Consider the following 23,094-nt stretch of genomic DNA (forward strand, 5'->3'; position numbering starts at 1 on the left):
AACGAGCCGGCTTTCGCGCGGAATACGCGGCGGACAGCCCGAATTTTTAGGTTTAAAGCACGAGAAATTATCTTGCGGTGGTGATATTGCCGTTATCGATATTGCCCGATTTCAGCTTTATAGTGTTCACTATAACCCTCCTGATCCCAGATTTTAATAGCATATTTCTTCCACTCCTGCGCCAGTTCATCCAGTTCATGACTAAATTTGAAATAGCTGTCGCTACCCTCATGCTGTGGTTTGGCTCCGTGCTTCAGAATGTGTTCCCGGAATTTTCCCGGGTTATCAATAATTGGGCACGGCTGCATCAGGTTGGTGTTAAACGGGATTTGCTGCTTGAACCCTTCGAAGAACGGCGAATGCAGCACGTCTATCACACTCTTCTCCCGAATATTATCCACTGCGTACTGCTGGAACACGCAGGGTTCGACGCCACCTTTGGCGTTGATATGCAAATAATTGGCGCCGCCCGACATACAGCCATTCACCAGGAAACCGTGGTTCCAGAAGTCGGCAATGAAAGCGAACTGACCGGACAGTCGCAGCTGTTCAATCTTATGGAATCGCTCGTAACGCTGCTGCGGTGTCGGCACCAGATCGAAGGTGGCGTCGCGTCCGATGGGCATATACTGGAATACCCACACGTATTCCACACCCAGTTCGCTGATGAAGCGCCAGTAGTCGTCATTCATCAGTTGATCGTGGTTTTTACGCGTAGCCATTATAGAAGCGCCGCACATCAGACCCTCGTCATGCAGACGATGGTAGGATTCGACGATTTTTTTGAACACCCCCTCGCCGCGCCGCCAGTCGGTCATCTCCTCCCAGCCTTCAATGGAAATAGTGGTTGCGACGTTGCCTAGTTTGGCCAGTTTTTTGACCCGCGACTCCGTCAACAGCGTGCCATTGGTGTACACCATGAAATAGCAGTCGTTGAATTTTTCAAAGATCCGCATGATAGAGGGATAAACGAAGGGTTCCCCGCCGGTGAGGGTAAAGAAGCGGACCCCCAAATCATAGAATTGTTGAAGAATATCTATCATTTCGCTTTCTTCGAAATGATAGCGGTCACCGTACAGGGCGGAGTAGCAGCCCTTACAGCGCAGATTGCAGGCATAGGTAGGAGAAATCAACACTAAAAATGGGATGTGTGTGGAATAGTGCTTTCCTTGTTGGTCGCGAATGTTCGCGCCGTAGAGCATATGGTTGAACAACAGGTTTTTGATTAACTTAGCGCGGGCATGTTTGTTCAATCCTCGTAGCGCCCTGATCCAACTGCTTAGCATCGGATCCCGATCATGACAAAGTTTGGCGAGGGCCAGTAAATCGTCTTTATTGGAGCCGGCAAATTTGGCGCCGACGGAGAAAATTCTTTCAAAGCTATTTTCATCAACCTTATTAATCAAGGTTGAGACAACCGGTGACATGGATGTGATGATGAAATTATTCATCTTATCGCCTAACCTTTCCATATATTTACTCACCCCTCAAATAAAATAATGACACATGCAATTGATAAACACATCGATTGCATATAAATGACGCTTCATAGAGAGATTGATATTCACCTAATAAAGACAATAAGCGTCTCAATCTCTCGTGGAAATAAAATCTATTAAGGTTGTTAATAAGGCGTTATCTCTTTGTGGTATAACGGAGTATCATTAATCTTTTCCCCATTCAAGTATCCTTGTTATGATTAAAAAGAATGTTCATCTATCGATGGAAATTGAGAACTCTTTATGATCAGGCAAACCGAATAGCCCTGTGTTATTATCAAAGAATGATTCATGTCGAATAACGGTCATACTATGTTGCAGATTTCTCGAACCCCACTTCACGAAGATGCGACAAATCAACTTGTTGCGGTGCCTGAACGTTTGTCGCTGCCGCGCCCGGTCTATTTTCGAACCTGTCTGTTGCAAAAAGGGACGTTCATCCGTCAGCATCAGCACCCGTTCATCGAATTCCTGTATTCGCGCGAAGGTGGTATGCGGGTGGAAATTGAAAGCAAGACGCTGATTGTGCCGGTGTTCTATGGCGTGTGGATCCCGGAAAACATGCCGCATCGGCTGCTGACCACCGGCGATGTCCAGCTGGAAAGCTTGTATATCAAGCCCGATTTCGTGGCGGTCAACCACAACAATTGCCGGGTGGTGGTAATCAGCGATTTCATTCGCGAATTCATTCACCATGCCACGGAAAGCGTGCCGGAACAGTATGACAGCGAAGGGCACGACGGCATGCTGGTTAAAGTTTTGATCGCACAGTTGCAAAAGCTGCCGGATGCCGGTTTCTCGCTGTCGTGGCCGTCGTCTCCCACGCTGATGAGAGTGTGCCGGGAGATCCAGTCGACACCGGACGCCGCGCACGGCATTATTCAATGGGCCGCCAAAACCGGCATGTCTGTGCGGACTTTTTCGCGCCGTTTCAAAAAAGAGACCGGCGTAACTTTCGGCGAATGGAAAAAACACATGCGTCTGCTGGAATCCGTCGTCATGCTGAAGAATAACCGCAGCGTAACCCAGGTCGCACTCGACCTGGGGTATTCCAGCACAGCTGCTTTTACATTCGCCTTTGGGCAAATGTTCGGCGTATCGCCGACCCACTATTGAACGTCGTGCGCCGGTCGTCATGAGCGGCGCTGCTTTTTGCGGCATTCGTCGACAAACGAACGGGATCGACCAGTCAGCGAACGCACCTGCACCGGGGTATATCCCTTGGCGAACAGCTCGAAGATACGCAAGCGGTCCCGCTCCAGCCGGGATTTTTTTTCCTCGATTTCTTCATGTTTTTTCCTGGCAGCGGCTTTCTGCATTTGGGCATCCCCAGCTTGCATTTCCGCTATCTGCCGCCAGGCGAGATCGCGCCGCGCTGCGCTGGCGTTCGGATGGGCGGCAATATCGCACCGTAATTGCATGGCCCGTCGGTGAAAACCGGCGCGGGTTAGCGCTTGCGCCTGTTCGATTCCTGTAATTAATGTGCAAAACATCGTCGAATTCTCATCAATTAACCCACTGGTATTTTTCCCGGTGCTACCTTGGTGTCGCTCGGGAACAGGTCAGAATAAGGCCAACATCAACGGGAACAGCAAAGGCGCCATTAGCGAGGTGATGATCCCGCAGATAACCAGAGCCAGCGAACTGAACGCTCCCTCTACGTAATCCAGCTCGGCACAGCGGGCGGTGCCGAGCGCGTGCGATGCAGACCCTATCGCCATGCCGCGTGCCGCTCGGTTGTGGATACACATCGCGTCCATCAGTGTGTGCCCGAAGACGGCGCCGAGGATGCCGACGAAAATCACGCACACCGCGCTAATGGCGGGGATACCGCCAATGCTGCCGCTGACCGCCATGGCGATCGGCGTGGTAACGGATTTCGGCATGATCGAGGCGGCAATGGCCGGCGTCGCGCCCAGCTTCAACGCCAACCAAGTGCCGGTGAGCATCGCCACGATACTGCCGAGGAAACAGATAGAGATAATTGATTTCCAACGCATCCTGATTTGGTGTAATTGTTCGTATAGCGGAAAGGCTAGCGCCACCACGGCAGGCTGCAGTAGGCTGTTCAGCACCTCGCTGCCCTTAAAGTAGCGCGGGTAGGGAATTCCGGTGAGGACGAGAAGCGCGATCAGCACCACCATTGAAATCAGCAATGGATTGAACAACGGGTTGCGCAGACGTATCGCCAACTGACGAACCAGATAGAACACTCCCAACGTCAGTGGCAGAGACCACCAGATGTCATGCAACATGGTTGACTCCTTTGTTTTTTTTAGGGTGATTGTTTTTCCGGAAATGATCGTTTCTCTTTAGGCGCCGTCGGATAACATTCTGTTTGTGCAAAATGTGCGAGCACCAGCTCACAGTAATAAGCACGATCAGCGTGCTGGCGGTACAAGAGATCACCACCGTGTCGAATTGTGCCCGCAGCAAATCAAAATACTGCATGACGCCAACGCCGATCGGTACAAACAGCATGGCCATATGGTGGATCAATAAATGACAGCCGGGTTTGACCCAGTCGGCCGGGATGATCTGCGATGACAATAGCGCGAACAGGATCAGCATGCCGAGAATGCTGCCTGGCAAAGCGATGGGAAGGAGCGCAGCGATGCCGATGCCAAGATACAGGCAGGCGTAAATCAACACACATGCCCGCGCCAAATGCCAAATGCTGATTATGTGAGCCCGCATGAAATTTTTCCAAACCATAAAAACAAATGACAGGTTATGGGGACGGCTGGCGGCATTCCCCGACGATTGTGCTGTTGGCCCTCGATTTCTGAATGACCAGGAATAATTATCAACCAATTTCTTTGACGCTTATTGTTAAATAAAGACAACTTTTATCGAAAAGGAGACAAAGTGCATAAAATCAGGGCTTATACTTGATAGCCTATAACAGTAATTAATTTCATATGTTTGACGCTGTTAGCCATTAACACGTTATTTAAAATCATCCTTACACAGCCGTCCTGGTACGATAATTAATGATGGAACCGTTGCTTTCATCTCCTACACTTCGTCAACTGACATTGTTAATGACCATCTTCGAGGCCTCTCCAGCAGCGGCGCTCTTGCCTGCACCGTATTATCTGAAAACGCATGGACAGCTTATGGCGGTGGGGGGCAACGTGCTGGATTACGATCTGCTCTGGACCGAACCGGCTAAATCTCGTTTTCACTGGGCGTTGTTCGCCACGCTCCGTGCCGCAGATTTCCGTCATGTGCGCGTCAACCTTTTGGCCTTCGCCCCTATGGACACAACGGACAAACTGGACCCGAAGAACTGGATTGCCATGCTCGACAGCGTGGAACGTGAAGCCAGCGCTGCCTATCTTGATGTGATTCGGAACAAACATGACTTCCTTCCCTGTGGGGCTGATGCTGGCATGTGTCGCCGGACACTTCTTGCCTTCTGGGCTAGGTGGCGCCGCACTATCGTGCCGCACCGGCCGGCGTAATGTTCGAGATCCCCGATGAACCAAATCGCTCGCTCGATGCCGGGTACTGGAATGCCCTGCTCGCGGATGCGCTCGTCGTCATCCGCGCCAGTAATCCTACTCACACCGTCATCGTCGGGCCGGCAAGCTACAACAGCCTCAAGGCGCTACCGTGCATTTGCTTGCTATTGGATATTATGATTTTGTCCTTTGTACCTCCAAGACGACTACGCCTGGCATTGCGCGGGATGCCCTGGATTCATTCCGTGATACGGCCATCTCAAAAGTTTCGCTCGGTGGCCGTACCTGTTTGAAAAAAGCCATACGGTTCATGAAAAACCGGGTATGCGTACTCCTTACTTCTATTATTTTCTCGACTTCTTATGGAAAATACTGCAAATTTTGCAATGAAAGATAATAAGGGAAGCTATTATCTTAGCGCTTTGATCCCGTTATCCGCAGCGAAAACTAAAAAAAGCCGATACGTTTTTATTCCCGCTTAAAATGGAGCGTTATTTTAACTTAAAAAATAAATAATATATACAAATTGAAGAAGTTCATGCCGATATGAAAGCTGGTAATTTCGTCCAATCGCTAACACGCAGCAGTGACAAACTAAGGTATATCATTTTCATAGGGGAAGACTATCAAGAAATTTTAAATATTGCTGTTATCCAGAAAAATTATATCCTATTGAATCCGTAATTCATAAATGGGAGTTGTAATGCGTGACGCATTGGAATGATGATTGAATAGAATACATCCATTAGCTATTAATATTTAACCATTAGGAAAAATTTTACACGTGGTGGTTATTTCTTGACGTTACCTAACTTGACTGTATTCCGAATCATCAGCTACAATTAACTGAATTACTCTCAAGGAACTTAGGGTTTTTTCTAGAATATCTGTTTATCCTGAGCCAGTGATAATCGAGATTATCTGCAGGGACCCTTGAAATTTATAGCGAAAAAGAGAAAATATAATATGAGCGCAAATACCACAGTTTCTGCTGCTAGCGATATATTCGGTGAACTACCACGTGGTATTCACCACTTGGGGATTACTGTGCCTGATATTGATGTGGCTACTGAGTTCTTGCGCGCCGCGCTCGGTGCGCGCTGGTGTTACGACGGCCTAACGCGCGAAGATACTCCGCGCCAAGGTCCGGATATTGAGCACCAACTCGGGCTCCCCAAAGGCGCGCGCATTGTGCGCCAGCGTATGCTGCGCATCGGCAACGGCCCGGGATTGGAAATGTTTGAGATAGAATCGCCGCACCAACAGTCGGCCGCTGCGCTTTGCGATTTTGGACTTAATCATCTGGCCGTTTACTGCGACGATATGAATGCTGCGGTTGCGCGATTGCAAGCCGCCGGGGGGCAATTTCTGTCAAAAAAGCACGGCAACTCGCGCCATGAGGATACCTCTGGCAACGCGAGTGTCTATGCACGTGCACCGTGGGGGATGCTGATCGAACTGCAGTCCATCCCTGGCGGCTACTATTATGACGATGATAGCGAGGCCACGGCCTGGTTACCGGCACGCCGTTGAATGCCATGCGCGTAATGCATACTGCGTCCTTGACATCCTCTCCGGCCTAAACGTCGGGGAGGATATCATAACTGCCTGTTGGCCTTGCAAATAATTGCTTTTAAAACCACCGACATCGCCTATTGCCGTGAATAGGCAGCGGCTTTTTGAAATAACGCCGGGTCAGGCCGAATGCCGGTGTAAAGTGCAAATTGCTCCACCGCCTGGATAGCAAAGACTTCAGAGCCGGTGATAACGGTTTTGTCTTTATCGCGGGCATAACGGATAAGCGGCGTTTGCGCCGGTAAAGCCACCACATCAAATATGACGCTGGCCGCATCGACCTCCTCGGGCGTAAAGGACAATTTATCGGCGTCATCACCGCCGGACATGCCAATCGGCGTCGCGTTGATAAGGAGTTCGGGTTGCAGACCCTTTATATCCGCACGCCATTCATAACCACATAAATTGGCCAGTTCACGACCGCTGGTTTCATCAATGGCGATTATATAACCTCGGCTGAACCCAGCATCTTTTAACGCACAGGCCACCGCTTTGGCCATACCGCCGCTACCACGTAGCGCGAAAGTCAGCGAAGTAGGTACCTGGTATTGCTTTAGCAGGGTGGCGATAGCGATATAATCGGTATTGTAGGCTTTCAGATAGCCGTCAGTGTTGACAATAGTATTAACCGAATTGATGGCCTTGGCTGACACGTCCAACTCATCGACCAGGGCGATGCAATCCTGTTTAAACGGCATTGATATCGCACAGCCGCGGATACCCAGGGCACGAACACCCCCGATGGCGGCGGGCAGATCGGTGGTGGTAAAGGCTTTGTATAAATAATCGAGTCCCAGCGCGTTATAGAGATAATTATGAAAACGCGTCCCGAAATTACTCGGACGTGCCGCCAGAGACATACATATTTTCGTGTCTTTATTCAGATTCTGGGTCATTGCCTGTGTCCTGATATATATAAAAGTTACTGATATCAATCCTGAAATAAAAGTAAGGATATGTACCCGGCCAAGCAGACTCTGCATGGTGCGGCTCTGCGACACTGCCGGCATCTCCTCCGTTATCCCTTGCCATCAAAAAAATAATGGACTAAAAAGGTGCTATTAAAAACTGCTGAGTTTTTTTATTCAGGATTCCTCTTTTATGAATGGCCTACGACGTGAACATCAATACCTGCGCCTGCTGGCGTTATTTCCCTCGCGGGATGTCACCACCACGATCCAGGCGCTGGCAGATGGGCTGTGCTGCAGTAAACGTCATATGCGCGCACTCTTGTCGCAAATGCAGGCGGCGGGCTGGCTACAGTGGCAAGCCAGCCCGGGACGTGGGCATAAAGCCCGGCTGCGGCTGCTTCGTAGTGAACACCAATTACTGGTGGCAAAAGCGGATCATCTACTTGATGCCGGCGATTATGGCGCGGCCATCGATTTGCTGGGCGATGAAAAACACCTGATTGCGTCGTTGCTGAGGACTAAATTGGGTTACCGCATTCATGATGATTACCAGTCGCTGCGGATACCCTATTATCGCACCATGCCCAACCTCTATCCCGGCACGCCTCTGCGCCGCTCGGAAATCCACCTGGTACGACAAATATTTAATGGACTGACCCGAATCAATGAAGAAAGCGGGGCGGTTGAAACAGACCTGGCTCACCACTGGCGCATGATCGATCCTTTGCATTGGCGATTTTTCTTACGCCCAGGGGTCCACTTTCACGACGGCCGGGTACTTGCCAGCCAAGATGTCGTGGTCTCATTAAGACGGTGTGCTCACCTCCCGTTGTTTTCGCACATTAAACGCATTGATGAACTGGGCATCTTAAGCGTCATTATCGAACTGACCCAGCCAGACCCGTTATTGCCGCAATTACTGACCGAGCCGGCCGCTATGATTTTACCTGCCGATCACGCCGCCCGCGCGGATTTTGCCGCTCACCCCGTGGGTACGGGACCTTATCTGGTCAGTGAGAATGACGCTTGGCATTTGCTGATGCGCGCATTTGATCATTATTTTGGCTTGCGCGGCTTGCTTGATGAAATAGAGGTCATTGTCTGGCCTGATCTGTCGCACTCCGCCGACCAGGACCGGATGACGCGGGGGAATGCCCCGCCGCGCCCGGCAGTCGAAAATATCGCGGTGTCTGGCCAACACACACTGTCGGTGTATTCCGCCGCCTGGTTAAGCTCAAGTATTAGCGATCTTGACTATGCTTCCGGGCTGGCGGTCGGTTTAACCGGAAAACCGTCCGATCTTTCACAGGAAATGTTTCTAGAACGGGGCGGCTATTTTTTACTGTGCGACAGCCGCTCGCCGCATTGGCGCACCATCGAGCGGCGGCGCTGGATTAGGGAAAAGCTGAATCCCTATTTGCTAGCCCAGCAGTTAGTCGAATCCATTCGCCCGTTCTGGGTGCCGACCGGTAGCCTGTTACCCACTTGGTTCCACTGCATGGACGATGGGCCGACTCAGGCACCTTTTGCCCCTTTGACAGGGGGAAGCCGCACCCCCGTCTCCGTACTCACATTGGCTTACCACTGCCAGCATCCCGAATATCCGATGCTGGCGGCGGAAATGCAAAAAATGCTGGCCACTGAGGGCATCCGTCTGGATATCATGCAACTGGATTACGCGCGCTGGGCCAAGGGGGAAGGCTTTGCCGACCTCTGGCTAGGTACGGTGAATTTCGCCGTGCCGGAGGCATGGAGCGTCGGCGCGTGGCTACTGGGCATGCCGCTGCTGAAACACTCTATTTTCGGAGGTGATGCGCAGATATTCAGCGCGTGGCAGCAGCAGTGGCGCGACGGGTCGCTCAGTTCAAAGCAGTTGGTACAGCATGTGGTCGGTGAAGGATGGCTTCAGCCGTTGTTCCATCACTGGATGCGGCTGAAGGGGCCGGATCAGGCCCAGGGAATCCATCTAAACAACCTGGGCTGGTTTGATTTCAAGACCACCTGGATGGAACCGAAATAACAGTTACTCGCGCCGAATTTAGGACAATTAGAAATGACGAAGGTGACCGACTCCCTTCGTCTAGCCGGTCTCTGGCGGGTGAATGCTACAACTCAATTTGCTTGGTTTCTTTACCCAACGTCACGATTGCCAGTACCGCTAGCAGGATCGCCATGCTGAACAGCGTAAAGATGCTGCCGATGGATACCCCGGCCGAAACCAGATATCCCACAGTCAACGGACCAAAGATCCCCCCCACTCGCCCAATAGCGGCGGCAACGCCGGCTCCGGTGGCTCTTATCTGAGTGGCGTATTGCTCAGGCGTGTAGGCATACAAAGCACCCCAGGCGCCTAAATTAAAGAAAGAAAGCAATGAACCGAAAAGCAGCAACTGAGCGCTTGAATCGGCGATACCGAAGAAATAGGCGCTGATTAGCGTTCCCAACAGATAAGTGGCCAGCACCCACCGTCGTCCCACACGTTCAATCAGCCAGGCCACTGAGAAATATCCGGGCAATTGGGCAACCGTCATGATCAAAACAAAGCCGAAACTTTTGACCAGACCAAAACCCTTCATCATCATGACACTGGGCAACCACAAGAACATTCCGTAATAGGAAAAGACCACGCAAAACCACACAATCCACAGCATGAGGCTGCGACGGCGATACTCCGTGGTCAACAATGCTGTTATTTTTCTGAGGAACGATGTTTTCCTCTCCTGCTGGCTCAATTGGATAAAGTAGGGCGAATCCGGTAATCTCAAACGCAGATAGAGCGTGTAAAATGCCGGCAGCGCGCACAAGATCATTGCGCCGCGCCAGCCGATGCTAGGCAATGGAATAAGGAAATAGGCGATCAACGCCGCCAGCAGCCAGCCCACGGCCCAGAAGCTTTCTAGTAGCACAATGACGCGCCCACGCACCTCGGGCGGGACACTCTCGCTCACCAGCGTCGAAGCTACCGGCAATTCGCCACCCAGTCCCATGCCGACAAAAAAACGTAACACCAGCAGGCTACCCAGCCCCCAGGAGAAAGCGCTCAGTCCGCTGGCAATGCTAAACATCAGCAGCGTAAGCATGAAGGCCGATTTGCGCCCCTTTCTGTCAGCATAGAGACCAAAGATAAAGGCCCCAACTGCCATGCCGACCGAGTTAACGCTACCGATCACCCCCAGTTGTGCGGCGGTCAGCCCCCAGTCTTGTCTCAGAGCGGCCAGAATGAAGGATAAAAGTCCTACGTCCATCGCATCGAACAACCACCCGGTTCCACATATCAAAAGTAATTTGTTGTCTGAGAAACCGTCTTGCCGAATCTGAGGTAAAATCATGATGTTCTTTATCATGTTAGGATGAAGGTTCCGGTATTATAGCGCGTTCTGATGGTCTATGGTGATGTCTGTTTGTGGCCTTCAAGTTCCGCGTCTAAGTAGGTCTTTACCCCTTGACGGCACCCCTGCTGCTGAAGAGGGATTCACACTTCACAGCAACCTACCTGAACTGCACTAAGCCGTTTCAGGATTTACAGGCGCTCCTTGGGCTAATCTCCCCCGACCTGAAAGGCGAAGGTTTCCCGAGGGGACTCGATGAGATACGCCGACAACTAAAAAACAGCAGGCATAGCGGGGAGGTCTGGTGTTAGTGCCTGCTTGAACCAACCAACGATGCGTTTGCTATGGGCCCACACAGCCAAAAAAACCTGTCCCAATGCTGCTTGGTATGGGCCGTGTGGCACTATGGCGAAACGCCGATATCAACAATGCTCTTAATAATTTTAGCGGTGGGAGATGCCGTGATAGCCTGTGGTGAGGGCGCTGTCAGGCCGCTCGCTGAAGCAGGAACAAACCGAGACGAATCAGGCTGCGCTCTGAACACGGTGGGGATACTGGTCGTTACAGCGAGAAGGATGTCAATGAAACGCACTATATTTATAATGCTTTATAATGCATCCCAATGGTTAAATTTTGCCCAAAAAATGGCTTGAGCAGTAAGCCTGCTTTCGGAATGGACTACTGACACCAGAGGCTTTTCAGAATGTGATAAAGGATGCAGAAGTCGTACACCTCTTTGGTTTATAATTCTTTTTAACAGGTTACTCTTCGCTATTTTTTAATGCTAAATAGGTCAGTAATCATGAATTTGAAAAGAGAATATATCGAAAAAAAGACAAATGGATCCTCTTTTTCTTATCTTGTCCATGGTGCCAATTACCCTTACTGTCTATGGCACTATCATCCTGAATATGAACTTCATATGATACTTGATGGTGAAGGCGATGCCATTATCGGGAATTCAATAAGACAGTATGGGAATATTTATTCTGCGCTTGTTGGAAGCAATATACCTCATAATTGGATTGTGTCTGGGAATATCGACCCAAGACATCAGACTGATTACGTAATTCAATTTAGCATGGATGAATTCAAAGTGCTTTTCAGTAACTTCCCGGAATTTTGGGAAATAAATAAATTACTCTCTGATGCTGGCCAAGGAATTGAGTTTTTAATAGAGGACACCTTAGTGGTTAAAAACCACATTGTCAGCATGGAAAACGACAGCCCTCCCATTAAATTAATTAAACTTTTCGAAATATTATTACATTTGGCAAAAAGCAATAATTATCAGATCCTTAATTCGGCTTATGATAAATCTCTTGAGCTACAAATCGGGCATAGAATTGATAAGGCCATCGAATATATAAAAATAAATTTCAAAAAAAATCCCAGCCTTCACGACGTTTCAAATAGCATCAATATGAATTCCAATGCATTTTGCCGTAAATTTAAAGCTGAAACAGGATTAAGTTATAAAAATTTTCTGAATAAACTCAAAATATCATATGCCTCAGATCTGTTGATAAACACCGAGCATTCTATAACAAAGATTAGTTTTGAGAGTGGGTTTAGTAATATATCAAATTTTAACCGCCGATTTATGGATATTAACCAAATATCACCATCAGAATTCCGCAGGAAGAGACGAGAAGCATAACACCAAACAACCGTAGCATCAGACTACGGTTGTTTAGCAAAAGCCGTTTAATGTACTTCACTGATCCAACGGTCACCTGCACCAGAGATGAGGATCACATTACCGAAAGCTGTAAAATCCCCCGTCCTAATGACACATTTCACCGTTGTTGCCTTTTTCTTCAATTCGGCATGTGAGATGATGTCGGCCTTAAGCAAAAAAAGGGATTGTATCTTCGAGCTATGGCCAGGATTAATGTCCATCGTTTCCTGCGCGATAAATAATCCTTCTACTGAAAAATATTTGTTTATTTCCTGCAGTACGTCATAAACCGTTGGTAGGTTCTCTTTCAAAGATAAATCAATCACGTTAATTCCATTGGGTGTTGCAAACCCCGCATCTGTCACCAACAGCAAATCACCATGACCAAGTGTCGCCAGCGAAGCAGCGAGCTGGCGGTTAAGTATTCCGATCTCTAACATATCAAGCTCCGTAATAGGCTTCTTTAATTAACGCGATCATTTCTTCAGATGTAGCAATACGCGGGTTTCCTTTATAATCCGGTAACAACATGGACGCCACAGCCAGTTCAGGTATTTCTTTTTCTGTCATGCCCACATCCCGCAACGTTTTGTTTAGCCCGATTTCAGACAAGAAGGCCTTCATCAATTGTGCTGAATGTTCAGCGGCTTCATTATCCGGACATTTAGTTAAGGTAGGATCGAGTTCGCGTGCCAGGACGGCAAAAGCGGGAATGGCAGACTGCCAGGTAAAACGTATGAACGCAGGATAAACAATAGCCAACGCTTCACCATGGGCAACATGACTGAACAATCCGCTTATCGCCATACCCTGCCCATGAGGAAGAGTGACGCCGGCTGACTTAATGCACAAACCGGCAAGCGTATCGGCCCATGCCATTTTTTCACGCAGCTCAAGATCCTGATGATTGCGTAAGACTAGGGGTAACGTATTGATTACAATGTGAATGACCTCCTTTGCCATCATTTCTATAAACGGAGAGGTGGCGGGATGGATCATCGATTCAAAAGCATGGGTGAATGCATCAAAACCGGTCATCGCCGTGACCGATTTTGGTAGGGTTAACATAAGCGAGGGATCAACAATGGCAACTTTTGGTAGAATGATGTCGTTATAAATCGCCGACTTTGTTTTTGTATCATTTTCTGATAATACAGCAACTTGAGTGACATGCGAACCTGTCCCGGAAGTGGTTGTAATAGCAATGATGGGCAAGGTAGTTGCGGAAGGTGGTTGTTTAAAAAACAAGTAATCCCATGCGGTACCCGGATGAGTTGCTTCAACCGCAATAGCTTTGGCCGTGTCCATACTCGAGCCTCCGCCAAATCCAATGACGACATCGGCCTTAAACTCCCGTGCTCGCCGCGCGCCGGCGGTAATGCTTTCAGTGGTTGGATTTGGCACCACGCCGTCGAAAAAAGCAACGTTTACGCCGCTGTCAGTCAGGCGCGCTGTAATTTTATCAATTAGGGGCTGCATATATGCCACAACCGGCGTAGTGACAAGCAACGCCCGCTGACCATACCGGCGGGTGATCTCACCAACTTGATGCAGCGCCCCAGAACCAAAGACAATTTCTGTACCGTTAACATATTTAAAACTTTTCATTGTTCACCTCTGCAATTCTCGGCCATGACGTAGGGAACTTCAGGCATCGCGCCCTGTTGTGTACAGACGAACGCAGCTAAACTGTTTGCAAAATGATTAATCATCGCCAAAGGTTTTTTCTGCAGGGCCAATACGGCCACCGTTGCGGAAAAGGCGTCGCCGGCACCCACTGTATCGACGGGTTTAATATTGACGCCTAAATGCACATTTTTTTGTTCTTGCCAATACAGCGTACTTCCCCGGCCACCGCAGGTATAAACCATCAGCTCTATTGCAAACCGCTTACGAATCTCGTTATAAAAAGCATCCATCTCACTCGGTAAATCGAGTAGTCCGGCAATAACCTTCAACTCATCTTCACTCACCTTGATAAAGTCGGCCTTCTGCATCAAATAGGTCAGCATCTGCGCATTGAAAAAAGATTGGCGCAAATTAACATCGACCAGGACTTTGCAGTCCGCCTTAGCGTACGCCAAAAGCCGATTAATCAGTTGCTGATTATTTGCGCCTCTGAGAAAAAGGGAGCCGAAATAAATCAAGTCAGCGTTGGCCACCAATGCGCACAACTCGGGCGTTTGTGTAACCTCATCCCATGCGGCGGGACTGTGGATGGTGTAACCAGGAATACCATCATTATTCAAAATCACATCTACCACACCGGTTGGATAGTGGTTGGACTGCAGATAACAGGGAATGCTAAACATCTTCAGCTCATGTTCTAACTGTCGTCCGTCCTCGTCGGTACCGATGGCGGAAACCAAAGTGGCATGGACGCCCAACTGCGTGGCGTGATAGATAAAATTAGCGGCCGCGCCGCCGAGTTTTCGCTGAGAACCAAAACAATCCCAGAGGACTTCACCAATAGCCAATATATTCATAGCGTGCCGTCACTGTTGACTTTCACGATGAGTTTCATGGTTTCCATACCGTGCGAGTCGTGGTATTGATAAGACGTTAGATAGTCATCAAACTCAAACTCGCGTGAAATCAGCTCCTTTGCTTTGACTTTTCCACTTGAAAGCAAGTTGATGGCATCAAAAAAATCCTGATGCTTATACATCAATGTTCCCAGGAGCGAAATTTCACGATCACCGAGAATCGACATATCTACTCGGGGCTTGCCTTCATAAACGGCGACGGCAACAATAATGCCCCCTTTAGCAATGGTATTTACGACTTGATCCAATGCCTTTTCCACGCCGGAAACTTCAAACCCGACACTAAAGCGATTTGGACCCAATAAAACCTCAATGCACTCAGGCAAGTTTTCTTTAGCCGTATTAACGACGTGTGCGACCCCACAGGCTTTTGCTTTTTCCAGACGGAAGTCATTAATATCAGTAATCATAACCTCCGCCCCATAAGCGGTGGCTACTTGTGCCACCAGGTTGCCAATAGTCCCCGCGCCGGTCACCAGAACTTTCGCACCAGCCAGTAATTTCTTTACATGAGAGACTGCATGAACGGCAACGGCTACTGGCTCGACAAAGGCGGCGATTTTCATATCTATATCGTCAGGAAGTAGAATTAAGCGGTCTACCGGCACGGTAAAATAGTCTTGGGCGCAACCCGGCGCTTGAAAACCACGCACCCTGAGTTGGTCGCAAATATTAAATTCTCCCCGTAAACATGGCGCACATTTTCCACAGGTGATTTGCGGTAAAGCAGTGGCTTTCATACCGATTTTGATATGAGTTGGAATATCTTTCCCACATTTGATGATCGTTCCACTAAATTCGTGTCCTTGAATGACGGGATAAGAAGTAAACGGATGTTTACCATGCCAAACATGAATATCAGAACCACAAACGCCGATATAATTAACTTTAAGCAGCACCTCATTATCTTTAATGACAGGGATAGGAACATCAGCAGAAAATACAATTTCCCCGGGGGCAGTCATAACAGCTTGTTTCATGATTTACTCCTCTCGATAAAAGGGATAATCCCAATATTTTCAATTAATGGAAGGAACTTTTCGAATAGACTCGAGATCTTTCTTATAGATAAGACGAACGCCAGTATCAATGGTTTTTGGCACCCAGCCAAAGTTGGCATTATCAGCACCCACACGCGTTGGATGACGCGCAGCATAGGCCTGAAGCAGACCCTGGAAGCCCATGAGGTAAGGATTCTGGCCGACTATCGCCTGGACCTCGCCATTATCAATCAGGGCAACGGTGGCCTCGTCAAAGTCAAATCCCATAATGACAATTTTTCCTCTAAGGTTAAGATCGCGGATAGCTTGCGCCGCACCGGTAGTCGGATTGCCATGGGCTGCAAAAATCGCCTTGATATCGCTGTGCGCCTGTATCAAAGCGGTAATTTTTGATGCGGCCCCTTCAATACTGCCCTGATCGTCAACCTCATAAATTTTGGTGTTCGGAGAGGCTTTATTCAGTGCATCAGTGAAACCCTGCACACGAGCGGCCAAATGGGCTGGGCCCTTCATATAGGAAACACCAACTGCACCCCCTCCTTTTACCCATTGCGCCATCTCCTGTCCGGCAGCATAACCGGCCTGGTAGTTATTCGTCCCAACGAATGTCAGTCGATTGGACGTGGGAGAATCAGAATCAAAGGTAATAACCGGAATCTTATATTCAATGGCGCGATTAATGGCCGGCTCCAGCGTTTTTGCTTCTCCAGCCGTCAATACGATGCCATCCACTTTTCGCGCCGTCAGTTGAGTCACGGTACGTGCCTCAACTGACGCATCCCATTCGGCGGGCCCCTGTAATTCAACTTTCACGTTATCACCAAGCATTTTTGCCGCGTCCTGCATCCCGGCATATGCCCAGTTGAAAAACTCCGAACCTTTCAAAAAGACAACCATGGAATATGTCTCCACTTTCTTATCTGCCGCATGAGCGGATGATACAAGAAATAAAGACAAGGAAAGTAATACTGTGGAACATATTTTCCAGAAAGTTTTCATCAGTGACTCCGATTATAATAAAGGGTTAAATTCTATAAAAAATCAATTTTTTAATACTACTTTTATATTGGTTCTTCTCTTGGTTACTTCACCAATAAATACCGCGCTCACCAGCATGCCGCCAATCAAGATTTCTTGATAATACGTATTTATACCAGTCCAGGTAAAACCGTTATAAAGTATTGCGAGGAAAAATACGCCTAATATTGTCCCCATGAAAGTTCCGACCCCACCAAACATACTTGCACCACCAATAAAAACAGCTGCAATAACACGCAATTCAATGTTCTGTCCATATGCCATATTTGCAGCACCGAATTGTGAAGCATAAATAATGCCCGCGATACCCGCCATTAAGGCGGAAAATGCGAAGGCAAATATTTTAAATAAATCTACATTGATGCCATTCAATTTTGCTGCTTCTTCATTACCACCGATAAAATAGACTTGCTGGAAATATCGATGATTTGCCAGTGCATAACCAAAGCCAATGGCAACAATGATAAACAGCCAAAGCATTAAAGGCAATCCGAACAAGTAGTCCTGACCAAATGCAGTAAATTTTGCTGGCAAACCAGAAATTGTACTGCCATTGGTAATTACCAGATTGATACCACGTAATGTCATTGCCATTGCCAGTGTGACAATAAATGCATGTACCTTGAGCCTATTCACTAAAAGGCCATTTATCACACCGACACATATGCACAATATTAGGGTGATAATTACTGAGATAAAAATTGAGAAATAAATACTGCCCGTCAATCCAGTAAAAAATTGCAGTAGTTGGCTGACAATAATCGCTGAAAAAGGGAGTGTCGATGCAACCGATAAATCTATACCGCGCAAAATAATCACTAATAACATGCCTAGCGCAATAAAACATTCGCCGATAAAACCCGTCGTTATTGATTCCATATTCAATATACTAATAAAACCAGGAAATGCTACGTTCATTGATATCATGATAACCAGGACAATCAATGCGAGAATGCTATTGTATCCTGATAAAATATTTTTGATCATATTCATGTTTGGCCTCATACTGCCGCATATTGCATAATTTGTTCTTGCGTGCTTTCATCGGTAACGATTTTTTCCAAGCGCCCCTCCCTGAATATGGCAATCCGATCGCTCAGACCTACAACCTCCGGTAGCTCTGAGGAAATGACCAAAACAGCAACGCCTTCATTGGCCAGTTTTCTTAAATAGCCATGAATAGCTGATTTCGCCCCCACATCTACACCACGTGTGGGCTCATCTACAATCAGCAGTTTGGGTTTAACTTCCAGACACTTCGCCAGAAGAACTTTTTGCTGATTTCCACCACTGAGATTTCCTACTAACTGTTCAATTGATGAGGTTCTTATTTGCAAGCCGGTGATGTATTTCTGTGCAGTTTCCTGCATTCTTCGACGAAAAATCAATCCACAGACATTGGTATAGTTATCGAGAGTGCTGGAAACAATATTTTCGACAATATTTTTTTCCAGAAATAACCCCAAATGCTTTCGGTCTTCGGTGAGGTAAACAATACCTGCATTGATGGCATCTGAAGGTTGGTGAATGACGAGTTTTTTGCCATCAAGCGTTAATGTTCCTGATGTTAACTTATCAGCGCCAAAAATAGCACGGGCGATTTCTGTCCTACCGGCACCCACTAGACCGGCACAACCCAATATTTCTCCCCGGCGGATATCGAAGCTGACATCGCTAAACACTGAAGTTCTTTCCAGCTTTTCACACTTGAATATCACATCACCAAAACAGCTCCCCTTCGGTGGATAGAGTTGGGTTAATTCTCTACCGACCATCTCAGAAATAATCCTCGCCTTATTGGTTTTCGATGTGTCAGATGTACTAACCAAATTTCCATCACGAAGTACACTGCATCTTTCTGCGATCGCAAAAATTTCATCCAGCTTGTGGGAGATAAAAATCATTGCAACGCCTTTTTTCTTCAGATCACGTACTACTCTATATAAAATGTCCACATCTTGTTCAGAAAGCGAAGAACTGGGTTCATCCATGATCAGTACCTTTGCATTCAATGAAATCGCCTTGGCAATTTCCACCAATTGCTGCATACCAACCGTCAGTTTTTTTACCTGAATATCTGCTCGCAAATTGATCCCTAACTGAATAAATAAAGCCTGTGTTTGTTGATTAAGCTTCTTCCAGTTTATGAATCCTAACCTGTTAGCGGGTGCACGATTGCCATAAATATTTTGTGCGACCGTTAACTCAGGGATCAACGAAAGTTCTTGGTGTACTACTCCTATACCGATATTTTGTGCATCAAGTGAGTTTGTTGGGGTAATTTTATTCCCGTTAAAGTAAATATCACCGGACGAGGGGGGATAAATACCGCATATAATTTTCATTAAGGTTGATTTTCCCGCACCATTTTCACCGATTAGTGCATGAACTTCTCCGGCTCTGGCGGAGAAACAGATTTTTTTTAAAACCTGATTTGAACCGAATGATTTTTCAATATCTCGTAATTCGATAACAGTGTCAAAAATCATGATCTCTTCCTCCTAATTATTGTTTTTTTGCCGTGGCCGCATTGATCACCAGGAAGAGAATTAAAATCACGCCGTTGATAAACCACTGCCAATTGGGGTTTATACCCGCAAGAATAAAACCGTTATTCACCATTGCAAGAAATATCACACCGAGACAGGCGCCAAAAACCGATCCTCGTCCACCATTGAGATTTGCCCCACCGATAACGGCGGCGGTAATTGCATTTAGTTCTGAACCAAGTCCATATCCGGCATAACCCATGCCAGATTTTGCGCTGATAAGAATTGCGGCAATGCCCGAAAATAAGCCTGAAAACGCATACACGGCGATGAGCGTCCTGGCCACTTTCATCCCGCTTAAGCGGCTCGCCTCTTCATTTAATCCTATGTAATAAATAATATGCAGCGGTTTCCAATAACGAAGTAACAGATCGATAAACGCAATAAATAAAATAATGATCAGAATATACAGAGGTATATTAAGGACTGATGCAGAGCCTATTTCCAGAAAAGAAGTGGGTAGATTAGTGATCTGATATCCTGAAGTCCACACTGTAGCCACCCCTCTTGCTACGGAAAACATGGCCAGCGTGACAATAAAGGATGGTATTTTCAACCAGGCAACACCCAGACCGTTTATCCCACCCAATATGACAGAAAAAAACAATCCTGCAGGAACCGCTACCAGCGTAGGTATACCTGAACTCAGTAGTGTACAAGTAAAGACGCTGGTGAGAGACAGCATCGCTCCGACAGAAAGATCGATACCTGCAGTGATGATAACCAACGCCAATCCACTGGCAAGTAGTAGCGCAAAAGTGGAACCTGCAAAAATTGAGCGGATATTATCAAATGAGAAAAAGTTATTGAGTGAAATGGAAAATAAAATAAATGTTATCATAACAATGATAAACAGGCTGACTTCCCTGTTTTCCATTATGTTTTTAACAAAATTTGCCTTTTTTGTCTGCCCTAAGTTAAATGTCAAATGAGTCATCGACTTTCGCCTTTTCCACTTATTCATTGAGAAACATGCTATCTGTATTCGCGGAGATCGGCTAATACTCAACTCGCCACAATTGATACTTTTTTAGCATTCATCTACAGATGTGACTAATATCACAGATGACGTCATTGAAGCGAAAATTTTCTAACAACATCTTTTATTAAAATATTTATCATATTTATTCAAAGTAAGGATATTTATTTAATAATATGTAGTGATGTTTTAAGTTAATGATTTTGATGATTTTTTTCAGTTATTATATATAACCTTTTTGTAAGGCTGGGTTAGGAAGTTTATATCAACCTTTAATTCCCCTCACATTGTTGTCTTATGGAAATACCGCCATGGAGGCAGTATCGCATATTTAAAAATTGGGCCATTGGTCAATCAAAATCATTCATCATAGGCTGTGTCCCTCAATTGAATAATCCCTTAAAAAATAGTTTGATACGGCCCAACTTCACCATCGAGAGATAATTCCTCGTCATTTTTTCGTTGCGCGTGGCAATGCGACGGTTCTTTTTTAAAATGCCGAAACGCCTTTAACAACGTTCCGTTTGCGCTCCGTTTCTCTGTCAAATCGGGTCCGCCCATCCCTGCTGGCTCTCTCATGCGATTTATGCGGGATTACGACCTTTATCCCATTATCTTTTAAATAGTTACGGAATTGCTTGAGTAACCCTTTATCAGCAAGTACCGCTTTTCCAAGGTGTTTCATGAACCCATTTTTCCTTTGAACGCCCATGCCATCCAACATAATATGTAATGCATATTGGCTTTCGTGAGGCTGCCCACCGTTCAGAACGACATTTAGCGGCGGCCGTTTACTCTTGACAATATCGATGGCGGTCCTGTCAGCGCCAGTCCGGTCGCGGAAATGTTGTCCGCAGTCGGCTTTTGGCGCGTGACCAATGAGTACACCTGGTATGAATGGGCAGGTCATCCCGCATCCTCCAAACGGGAAGGATACACCAGATACCGGCCGATTTTGCCCTTCATTGACAGATGTGCCGACAACAATCGCCCGGCTAATCCCTGGCGCATCGCTGATTGGGATAGGCCGGTGACGGTAATGACGTTTTGATCGCAAGGCAGTGTTTGCTGGGGAAAGTGTTTTTCGGCTCTACTGAGAGTCTACCCGAACCTGAACCCCGAAAAAGGCTTCTCGGCGATACGGTCATGATACACGCAGTCGCCTGTCTTTCCCTCGGCAGCACCAGCGGCGACCAGCAGCGGCAGAAGATGTTCTGGCTCGGGATGGGCGGACTTTCCAGCCGGAGCTGTTTGCCAACCGGGCAAATTCATCTCCCGTAACGCTGGATTGATGACCGCTTCACCCAACCATGAATCGAATGACTCGGTCATATCATCTCCGCGTCCGATAAAAAAATGTGGCAGGTTGTGATGACTTATGCCGCTGCTGATAATCAGGGTATCATTATTGCGCAACGGCGCCAGGGCACGTCCCATCGCCAGATGCCGGGTCGGATTATAGGATTCCATCATTGAAAGTTGAAGGACAGGAATGTCGGCGTCTGGATCGATAAGCTTAAAGGAAATGAACACATCGTGATCATAACCGCGCCGATCATCCGTACCGGCGGTGAAGCCGGCATCCTCCAGCCTTTGACACACCTTCACCGCGACCTATCGGCTCAACGGGCGTAGGCCAGGTGAGCCGATAGGTCGCGGTGGAGGGAAAACCGAATAGTCGAAAAGCAATGGCGGGTGCGCGCCCGTATTGACCGTCGGATTCCCGGCCTGCCAATGGCCGGATAAGGTAATGACCGCGCGCGGACGCTGCCCGATAAACATATCGAGTCCGCGCAAGGACGCAGCCATACGATCCCAAGTATCGTGCGGTCATACAGGGGTCGGGTCCGATAAAAAAGCACGGGCCGCGGCCATGGAGAATGAAGAAGGTAGGAAACATGCTCATATCGGCCTACTGAATCTGGATACAGGAAATCGCCGCTTCGGCAGCGGCAATCGCGCCTGCACGGCTTTCGGGGCCAAAGGCGGTGCCTTCCGCGACCACAATCGTGGGTTTGATGCCGATAAAGCCAAAGATCGCATTCAGATAGGTTCCGGCATGTTCGAACTGCGCCCACGATGCCCCAGGCTGATAGACCGCACCCCGCGACAGCAGAACAATTACCCGCTTATCTCCCGCCTGACCGGCCGAATTGCCTTGCTCATCCAGACTAAAGGTAACGCCGGCGATGATAATCCTATCTATTCACGCCTTAAGCTGGCTCGAAATGGTAAAGTTGTAGAGCGGTGCACCGATAATCATGGTGTCGGCCATAAGAAATTCATCAAGGATGGTTTTACTGGCAGCAGACTCTTTTGTCCCTTTCGTCGGTTTGTCAGTCATCAGGTAATGATCGATTGGCGCGGCAACCAGATCGCGATAGATAACCTGTTGATTAGGGTGAGTGGCCAACACTTGTGCGAGGGCAGTGGCAGAAAGTTGGCGGCTAACAGAATTTTCGCCGCTGATGCTCGAGTCAATATGCAAGATAGTTATGATGTTATGCTCCAGATGATCA

21 protein-coding genes and 2 pseudogenes are annotated in these 23,094 nt (G+C 47.7%); 6 read left to right on the plus strand and 17 right to left on the minus strand.

What is annotated here, in order from left to right; genetic code table 11:
• Positions 1-92: 92 nt before the first annotated feature.
• Positions 93-1,451: a radical SAM protein gene (locus tag ACL2XP_RS09870; RefSeq protein ID WP_413730012.1), complete on the minus strand. Its 1,359-nt coding sequence runs from the start codon at positions 1,449-1,451 to the stop codon at positions 93-95.
• Positions 1,452-1,811: 360 nt separating this feature from the next.
• Between ACL2XP_RS09870 and ACL2XP_RS09875 the strand changes: the two genes are divergently transcribed.
• Positions 1,812-2,615 carry a helix-turn-helix domain-containing protein gene (locus ACL2XP_RS09875; RefSeq protein ID WP_413738530.1) on the plus strand — a complete coding sequence of 268 codons (804 nt, stop codon included), beginning with the start codon at positions 1,812-1,814 and terminating at the stop codon, positions 2,613-2,615.
• A gap of 17 nt (positions 2,616-2,632) precedes the next feature.
• On the opposite strand, the gene ACL2XP_RS09880 is transcribed toward ACL2XP_RS09875, so the two are convergent.
• From ACL2XP_RS09880 to ACL2XP_RS09890, 3 genes are all read right to left on the minus strand, one after another.
• Positions 2,633-2,992, minus strand: a complete 360-nt coding sequence (locus tag ACL2XP_RS09880; RefSeq protein ID WP_413730015.1) for a hypothetical protein — start codon at positions 2,990-2,992, stop codon at positions 2,633-2,635.
• A gap of 69 nt (positions 2,993-3,061) precedes the next feature.
• Complete coding sequence (locus ACL2XP_RS09885; protein ID WP_413730016.1) at positions 3,062-3,754, minus strand: CidB/LrgB family autolysis modulator; 693 nt, start codon at positions 3,752-3,754, stop codon at positions 3,062-3,064.
• On the minus strand, positions 3,744-4,196 hold the full coding sequence (locus ACL2XP_RS09890) for a CidA/LrgA family protein (protein WP_413731042.1): 453 nt from the start codon (positions 4,194-4,196) through the stop codon (positions 3,744-3,746). The genes ACL2XP_RS09885 and ACL2XP_RS09890 overlap by 11 nt, the downstream gene beginning before the upstream one ends.
• Positions 4,197-4,492: 296 nt before the next feature.
• On the opposite strand from ACL2XP_RS09890, the gene ACL2XP_RS09895 reads away from it, so the two are divergent.
• The 3 genes from ACL2XP_RS09895 (at position 4,493) to ACL2XP_RS09905 (ending at position 6,499) form a co-directional block, all read left to right on the plus strand.
• A complete protein-coding gene (locus ACL2XP_RS09895) occupies positions 4,493-4,966 on the plus strand; it encodes a hypothetical protein (RefSeq protein ID WP_413730017.1) in 474 nt (157 codons plus the stop codon).
• The gene (locus ACL2XP_RS09900) at positions 4,966-5,259 is read left to right on the plus strand and encodes a hypothetical protein (protein WP_413730018.1); all 294 of its coding nucleotides are present in this window, start codon (positions 4,966-4,968) and stop codon (positions 5,257-5,259) included. The genes ACL2XP_RS09895 and ACL2XP_RS09900 overlap by 1 nt, the downstream gene beginning before the upstream one ends.
• Before the next feature lie 673 nt (positions 5,260-5,932).
• Positions 5,933-6,499: a VOC family protein gene (locus ACL2XP_RS09905; RefSeq protein WP_413730019.1), complete on the plus strand. Its 567-nt coding sequence runs from the start codon at positions 5,933-5,935 to the stop codon at positions 6,497-6,499.
• A gap of 119 nt (positions 6,500-6,618) precedes the next feature.
• Here ACL2XP_RS09905 and ACL2XP_RS09910 read toward each other — a convergent pair whose 3' ends face one another.
• Positions 6,619-7,437: a shikimate 5-dehydrogenase gene (locus ACL2XP_RS09910; RefSeq protein WP_413731043.1), complete on the minus strand. Its 819-nt coding sequence runs from the start codon at positions 7,435-7,437 to the stop codon at positions 6,619-6,621.
• A gap of 205 nt (positions 7,438-7,642) precedes the next feature.
• Between ACL2XP_RS09910 and ACL2XP_RS09915 the strand changes: the two genes are divergently transcribed.
• Positions 7,643-9,472, plus strand: coding sequence for an SgrR family transcriptional regulator (locus ACL2XP_RS09915; protein ID WP_413730020.1), 1,830 nt, complete (start codon positions 7,643-7,645; stop codon positions 9,470-9,472).
• Between the two features lie 85 nt (positions 9,473-9,557).
• Here the strand turns inward: ACL2XP_RS09915 and ACL2XP_RS09920 are convergent, their stop codons facing one another.
• Positions 9,558-10,796: an MFS transporter gene (locus ACL2XP_RS09920; RefSeq protein ID WP_413730022.1), complete on the minus strand. Its 1,239-nt coding sequence runs from the start codon at positions 10,794-10,796 to the stop codon at positions 9,558-9,560.
• 787 nt (positions 10,797-11,583) lie between these two features.
• Here ACL2XP_RS09920 and ACL2XP_RS09925 point away from each other — a divergent pair.
• Positions 11,584-12,441 carry an AraC family transcriptional regulator gene (locus tag ACL2XP_RS09925; protein ID WP_413730023.1) on the plus strand — a complete coding sequence of 286 codons (858 nt, stop codon included), beginning with the start codon at positions 11,584-11,586 and terminating at the stop codon, positions 12,439-12,441.
• A gap of 47 nt (positions 12,442-12,488) precedes the next feature.
• On the opposite strand, the gene rbsD is transcribed toward ACL2XP_RS09925, so the two are convergent.
• From rbsD to ACL2XP_RS09980, 11 genes and pseudogenes are all read right to left on the minus strand, one after another.
• Complete coding sequence (gene rbsD, locus ACL2XP_RS09930; RefSeq protein ID WP_413730024.1) at positions 12,489-12,902, minus strand: D-ribose pyranase; 414 nt, start codon at positions 12,900-12,902, stop codon at positions 12,489-12,491.
• 1 nt (position 12,903) lies between these two features.
• The gene (locus ACL2XP_RS09935; protein WP_413730025.1) at positions 12,904-14,070 is read right to left on the minus strand and encodes an iron-containing alcohol dehydrogenase; all 1,167 of its coding nucleotides are present in this window, start codon (positions 14,068-14,070) and stop codon (positions 12,904-12,906) included.
• The gene (locus tag ACL2XP_RS09940) at positions 14,067-14,948 is read right to left on the minus strand and encodes a PfkB family carbohydrate kinase (RefSeq protein ID WP_413730026.1); all 882 of its coding nucleotides are present in this window, start codon (positions 14,946-14,948) and stop codon (positions 14,067-14,069) included. Before ACL2XP_RS09940 ends, ACL2XP_RS09935 begins: the two co-directional genes overlap by 4 nt.
• Complete coding sequence (locus tag ACL2XP_RS09945) at positions 14,945-15,988, minus strand: zinc-dependent alcohol dehydrogenase (protein ID WP_413738531.1); 1,044 nt, start codon at positions 15,986-15,988, stop codon at positions 14,945-14,947. The genes ACL2XP_RS09940 and ACL2XP_RS09945 overlap by 4 nt, the downstream gene beginning before the upstream one ends.
• 39 nt (positions 15,989-16,027) lie before the next feature.
• Complete coding sequence (locus tag ACL2XP_RS09950; protein ID WP_413730028.1) at positions 16,028-17,008, minus strand: substrate-binding domain-containing protein; 981 nt, start codon at positions 17,006-17,008, stop codon at positions 16,028-16,030.
• A 42-nt stretch (positions 17,009-17,050) separates the two neighbouring features.
• On the minus strand, positions 17,051-18,040 hold the full coding sequence (locus tag ACL2XP_RS09955; protein ID WP_413730029.1) for an ABC transporter permease: 990 nt from the start codon (positions 18,038-18,040) through the stop codon (positions 17,051-17,053).
• A gap of 8 nt (positions 18,041-18,048) precedes the next feature.
• The gene (locus ACL2XP_RS09960; RefSeq protein WP_413730030.1) at positions 18,049-19,536 is read right to left on the minus strand and encodes a sugar ABC transporter ATP-binding protein; all 1,488 of its coding nucleotides are present in this window, start codon (positions 19,534-19,536) and stop codon (positions 18,049-18,051) included.
• Between the two features lie 16 nt (positions 19,537-19,552).
• On the minus strand, positions 19,553-20,533 hold the full coding sequence (locus ACL2XP_RS09965) for an ABC transporter permease (protein WP_413730032.1): 981 nt from the start codon (positions 20,531-20,533) through the stop codon (positions 19,553-19,555).
• Between the two features lie 425 nt (positions 20,534-20,958).
• Positions 20,959-21,359 (minus strand): annotated as a pseudogene (locus tag ACL2XP_RS09970) (transposase); the annotation flags it as partial.
• 317 nt (positions 21,360-21,676) lie between these two features.
• Complete coding sequence (locus tag ACL2XP_RS09975; protein ID WP_413732583.1) at positions 21,677-22,183, minus strand: DODA-type extradiol aromatic ring-opening family dioxygenase; 507 nt, start codon at positions 22,181-22,183, stop codon at positions 21,677-21,679.
• Between the two features lie 304 nt (positions 22,184-22,487).
• Positions 22,488-23,063: pseudogene (locus ACL2XP_RS09980) on the minus strand (FMN-dependent NADH-azoreductase).
• Between the last annotated feature and the right edge of the window lie 31 nt (positions 23,064-23,094).

Origin of the sequence: Sodalis sp. RH21 (assembly GCF_047324175.1) — a bacterium.
GTDB lineage: Bacteria > Pseudomonadota > Gammaproteobacteria > Enterobacterales > Enterobacteriaceae > Acerihabitans.

What these genes read in the sequence shown, in the direction of transcription:
- ACL2XP_RS09870 (WP_413730012.1), bottom strand. Translation starts at nt 1,451, where the DNA reads ATGAATAATTTCATCATCACATCCATGTCACCGGTTGTCTCAACCTTG.
- ACL2XP_RS09875 (WP_413738530.1), top strand. Translation starts at nt 1,812, where the DNA reads ATGTTGCAGATTTCTCGAACCCCACTTCACGAAGATGCGACAAATCAA.
- ACL2XP_RS09880 (WP_413730015.1), bottom strand. Translation starts at nt 2,992, where the DNA reads ATGTTTTGCACATTAATTACAGGAATCGAACAGGCGCAAGCGCTAACC.
- ACL2XP_RS09885 (WP_413730016.1), bottom strand. Translation starts at nt 3,754, where the DNA reads ATGTTGCATGACATCTGGTGGTCTCTGCCACTGACGTTGGGAGTGTTC.
- ACL2XP_RS09890 (WP_413731042.1), bottom strand. Translation starts at nt 4,196, where the DNA reads ATGCGGGCTCACATAATCAGCATTTGGCATTTGGCGCGGGCATGTGTG.
- ACL2XP_RS09895 (WP_413730017.1), top strand. Translation starts at nt 4,493, where the DNA reads ATGATGGAACCGTTGCTTTCATCTCCTACACTTCGTCAACTGACATTG.
- ACL2XP_RS09900 (WP_413730018.1), top strand. Translation starts at nt 4,966, where the DNA reads ATGTTCGAGATCCCCGATGAACCAAATCGCTCGCTCGATGCCGGGTAC.
- ACL2XP_RS09905 (WP_413730019.1), top strand. Translation starts at nt 5,933, where the DNA reads ATGAGCGCAAATACCACAGTTTCTGCTGCTAGCGATATATTCGGTGAA.
- ACL2XP_RS09910 (WP_413731043.1), bottom strand. Translation starts at nt 7,437, where the DNA reads ATGACCCAGAATCTGAATAAAGACACGAAAATATGTATGTCTCTGGCG.
- ACL2XP_RS09915 (WP_413730020.1), top strand. Translation starts at nt 7,643, where the DNA reads ATGAATGGCCTACGACGTGAACATCAATACCTGCGCCTGCTGGCGTTA.
- ACL2XP_RS09920 (WP_413730022.1), bottom strand. Translation starts at nt 10,796, where the DNA reads ATGATAAAGAACATCATGATTTTACCTCAGATTCGGCAAGACGGTTTC.
- ACL2XP_RS09925 (WP_413730023.1), top strand. Translation starts at nt 11,584, where the DNA reads ATGAATTTGAAAAGAGAATATATCGAAAAAAAGACAAATGGATCCTCT.
- rbsD (WP_413730024.1), bottom strand. Translation starts at nt 12,902, where the DNA reads ATGTTAGAGATCGGAATACTTAACCGCCAGCTCGCTGCTTCGCTGGCG.
- ACL2XP_RS09935 (WP_413730025.1), bottom strand. Translation starts at nt 14,070, where the DNA reads ATGAAAAGTTTTAAATATGTTAACGGTACAGAAATTGTCTTTGGTTCT.
- ACL2XP_RS09940 (WP_413730026.1), bottom strand. Translation starts at nt 14,948, where the DNA reads ATGAATATATTGGCTATTGGTGAAGTCCTCTGGGATTGTTTTGGTTCT.
- ACL2XP_RS09945 (WP_413738531.1), bottom strand. Translation starts at nt 15,988, where the DNA reads ATGAAACAAGCTGTTATGACTGCCCCCGGGGAAATTGTATTTTCTGCT.
- ACL2XP_RS09950 (WP_413730028.1), bottom strand. Translation starts at nt 17,008, where the DNA reads ATGAAAACTTTCTGGAAAATATGTTCCACAGTATTACTTTCCTTGTCT.
- ACL2XP_RS09955 (WP_413730029.1), bottom strand. Translation starts at nt 18,040, where the DNA reads ATGAATATGATCAAAAATATTTTATCAGGATACAATAGCATTCTCGCA.
- ACL2XP_RS09960 (WP_413730030.1), bottom strand. Translation starts at nt 19,536, where the DNA reads ATGATTTTTGACACTGTTATCGAATTACGAGATATTGAAAAATCATTC.
- ACL2XP_RS09965 (WP_413730032.1), bottom strand. Translation starts at nt 20,533, where the DNA reads ATGACTCATTTGACATTTAACTTAGGGCAGACAAAAAAGGCAAATTTT.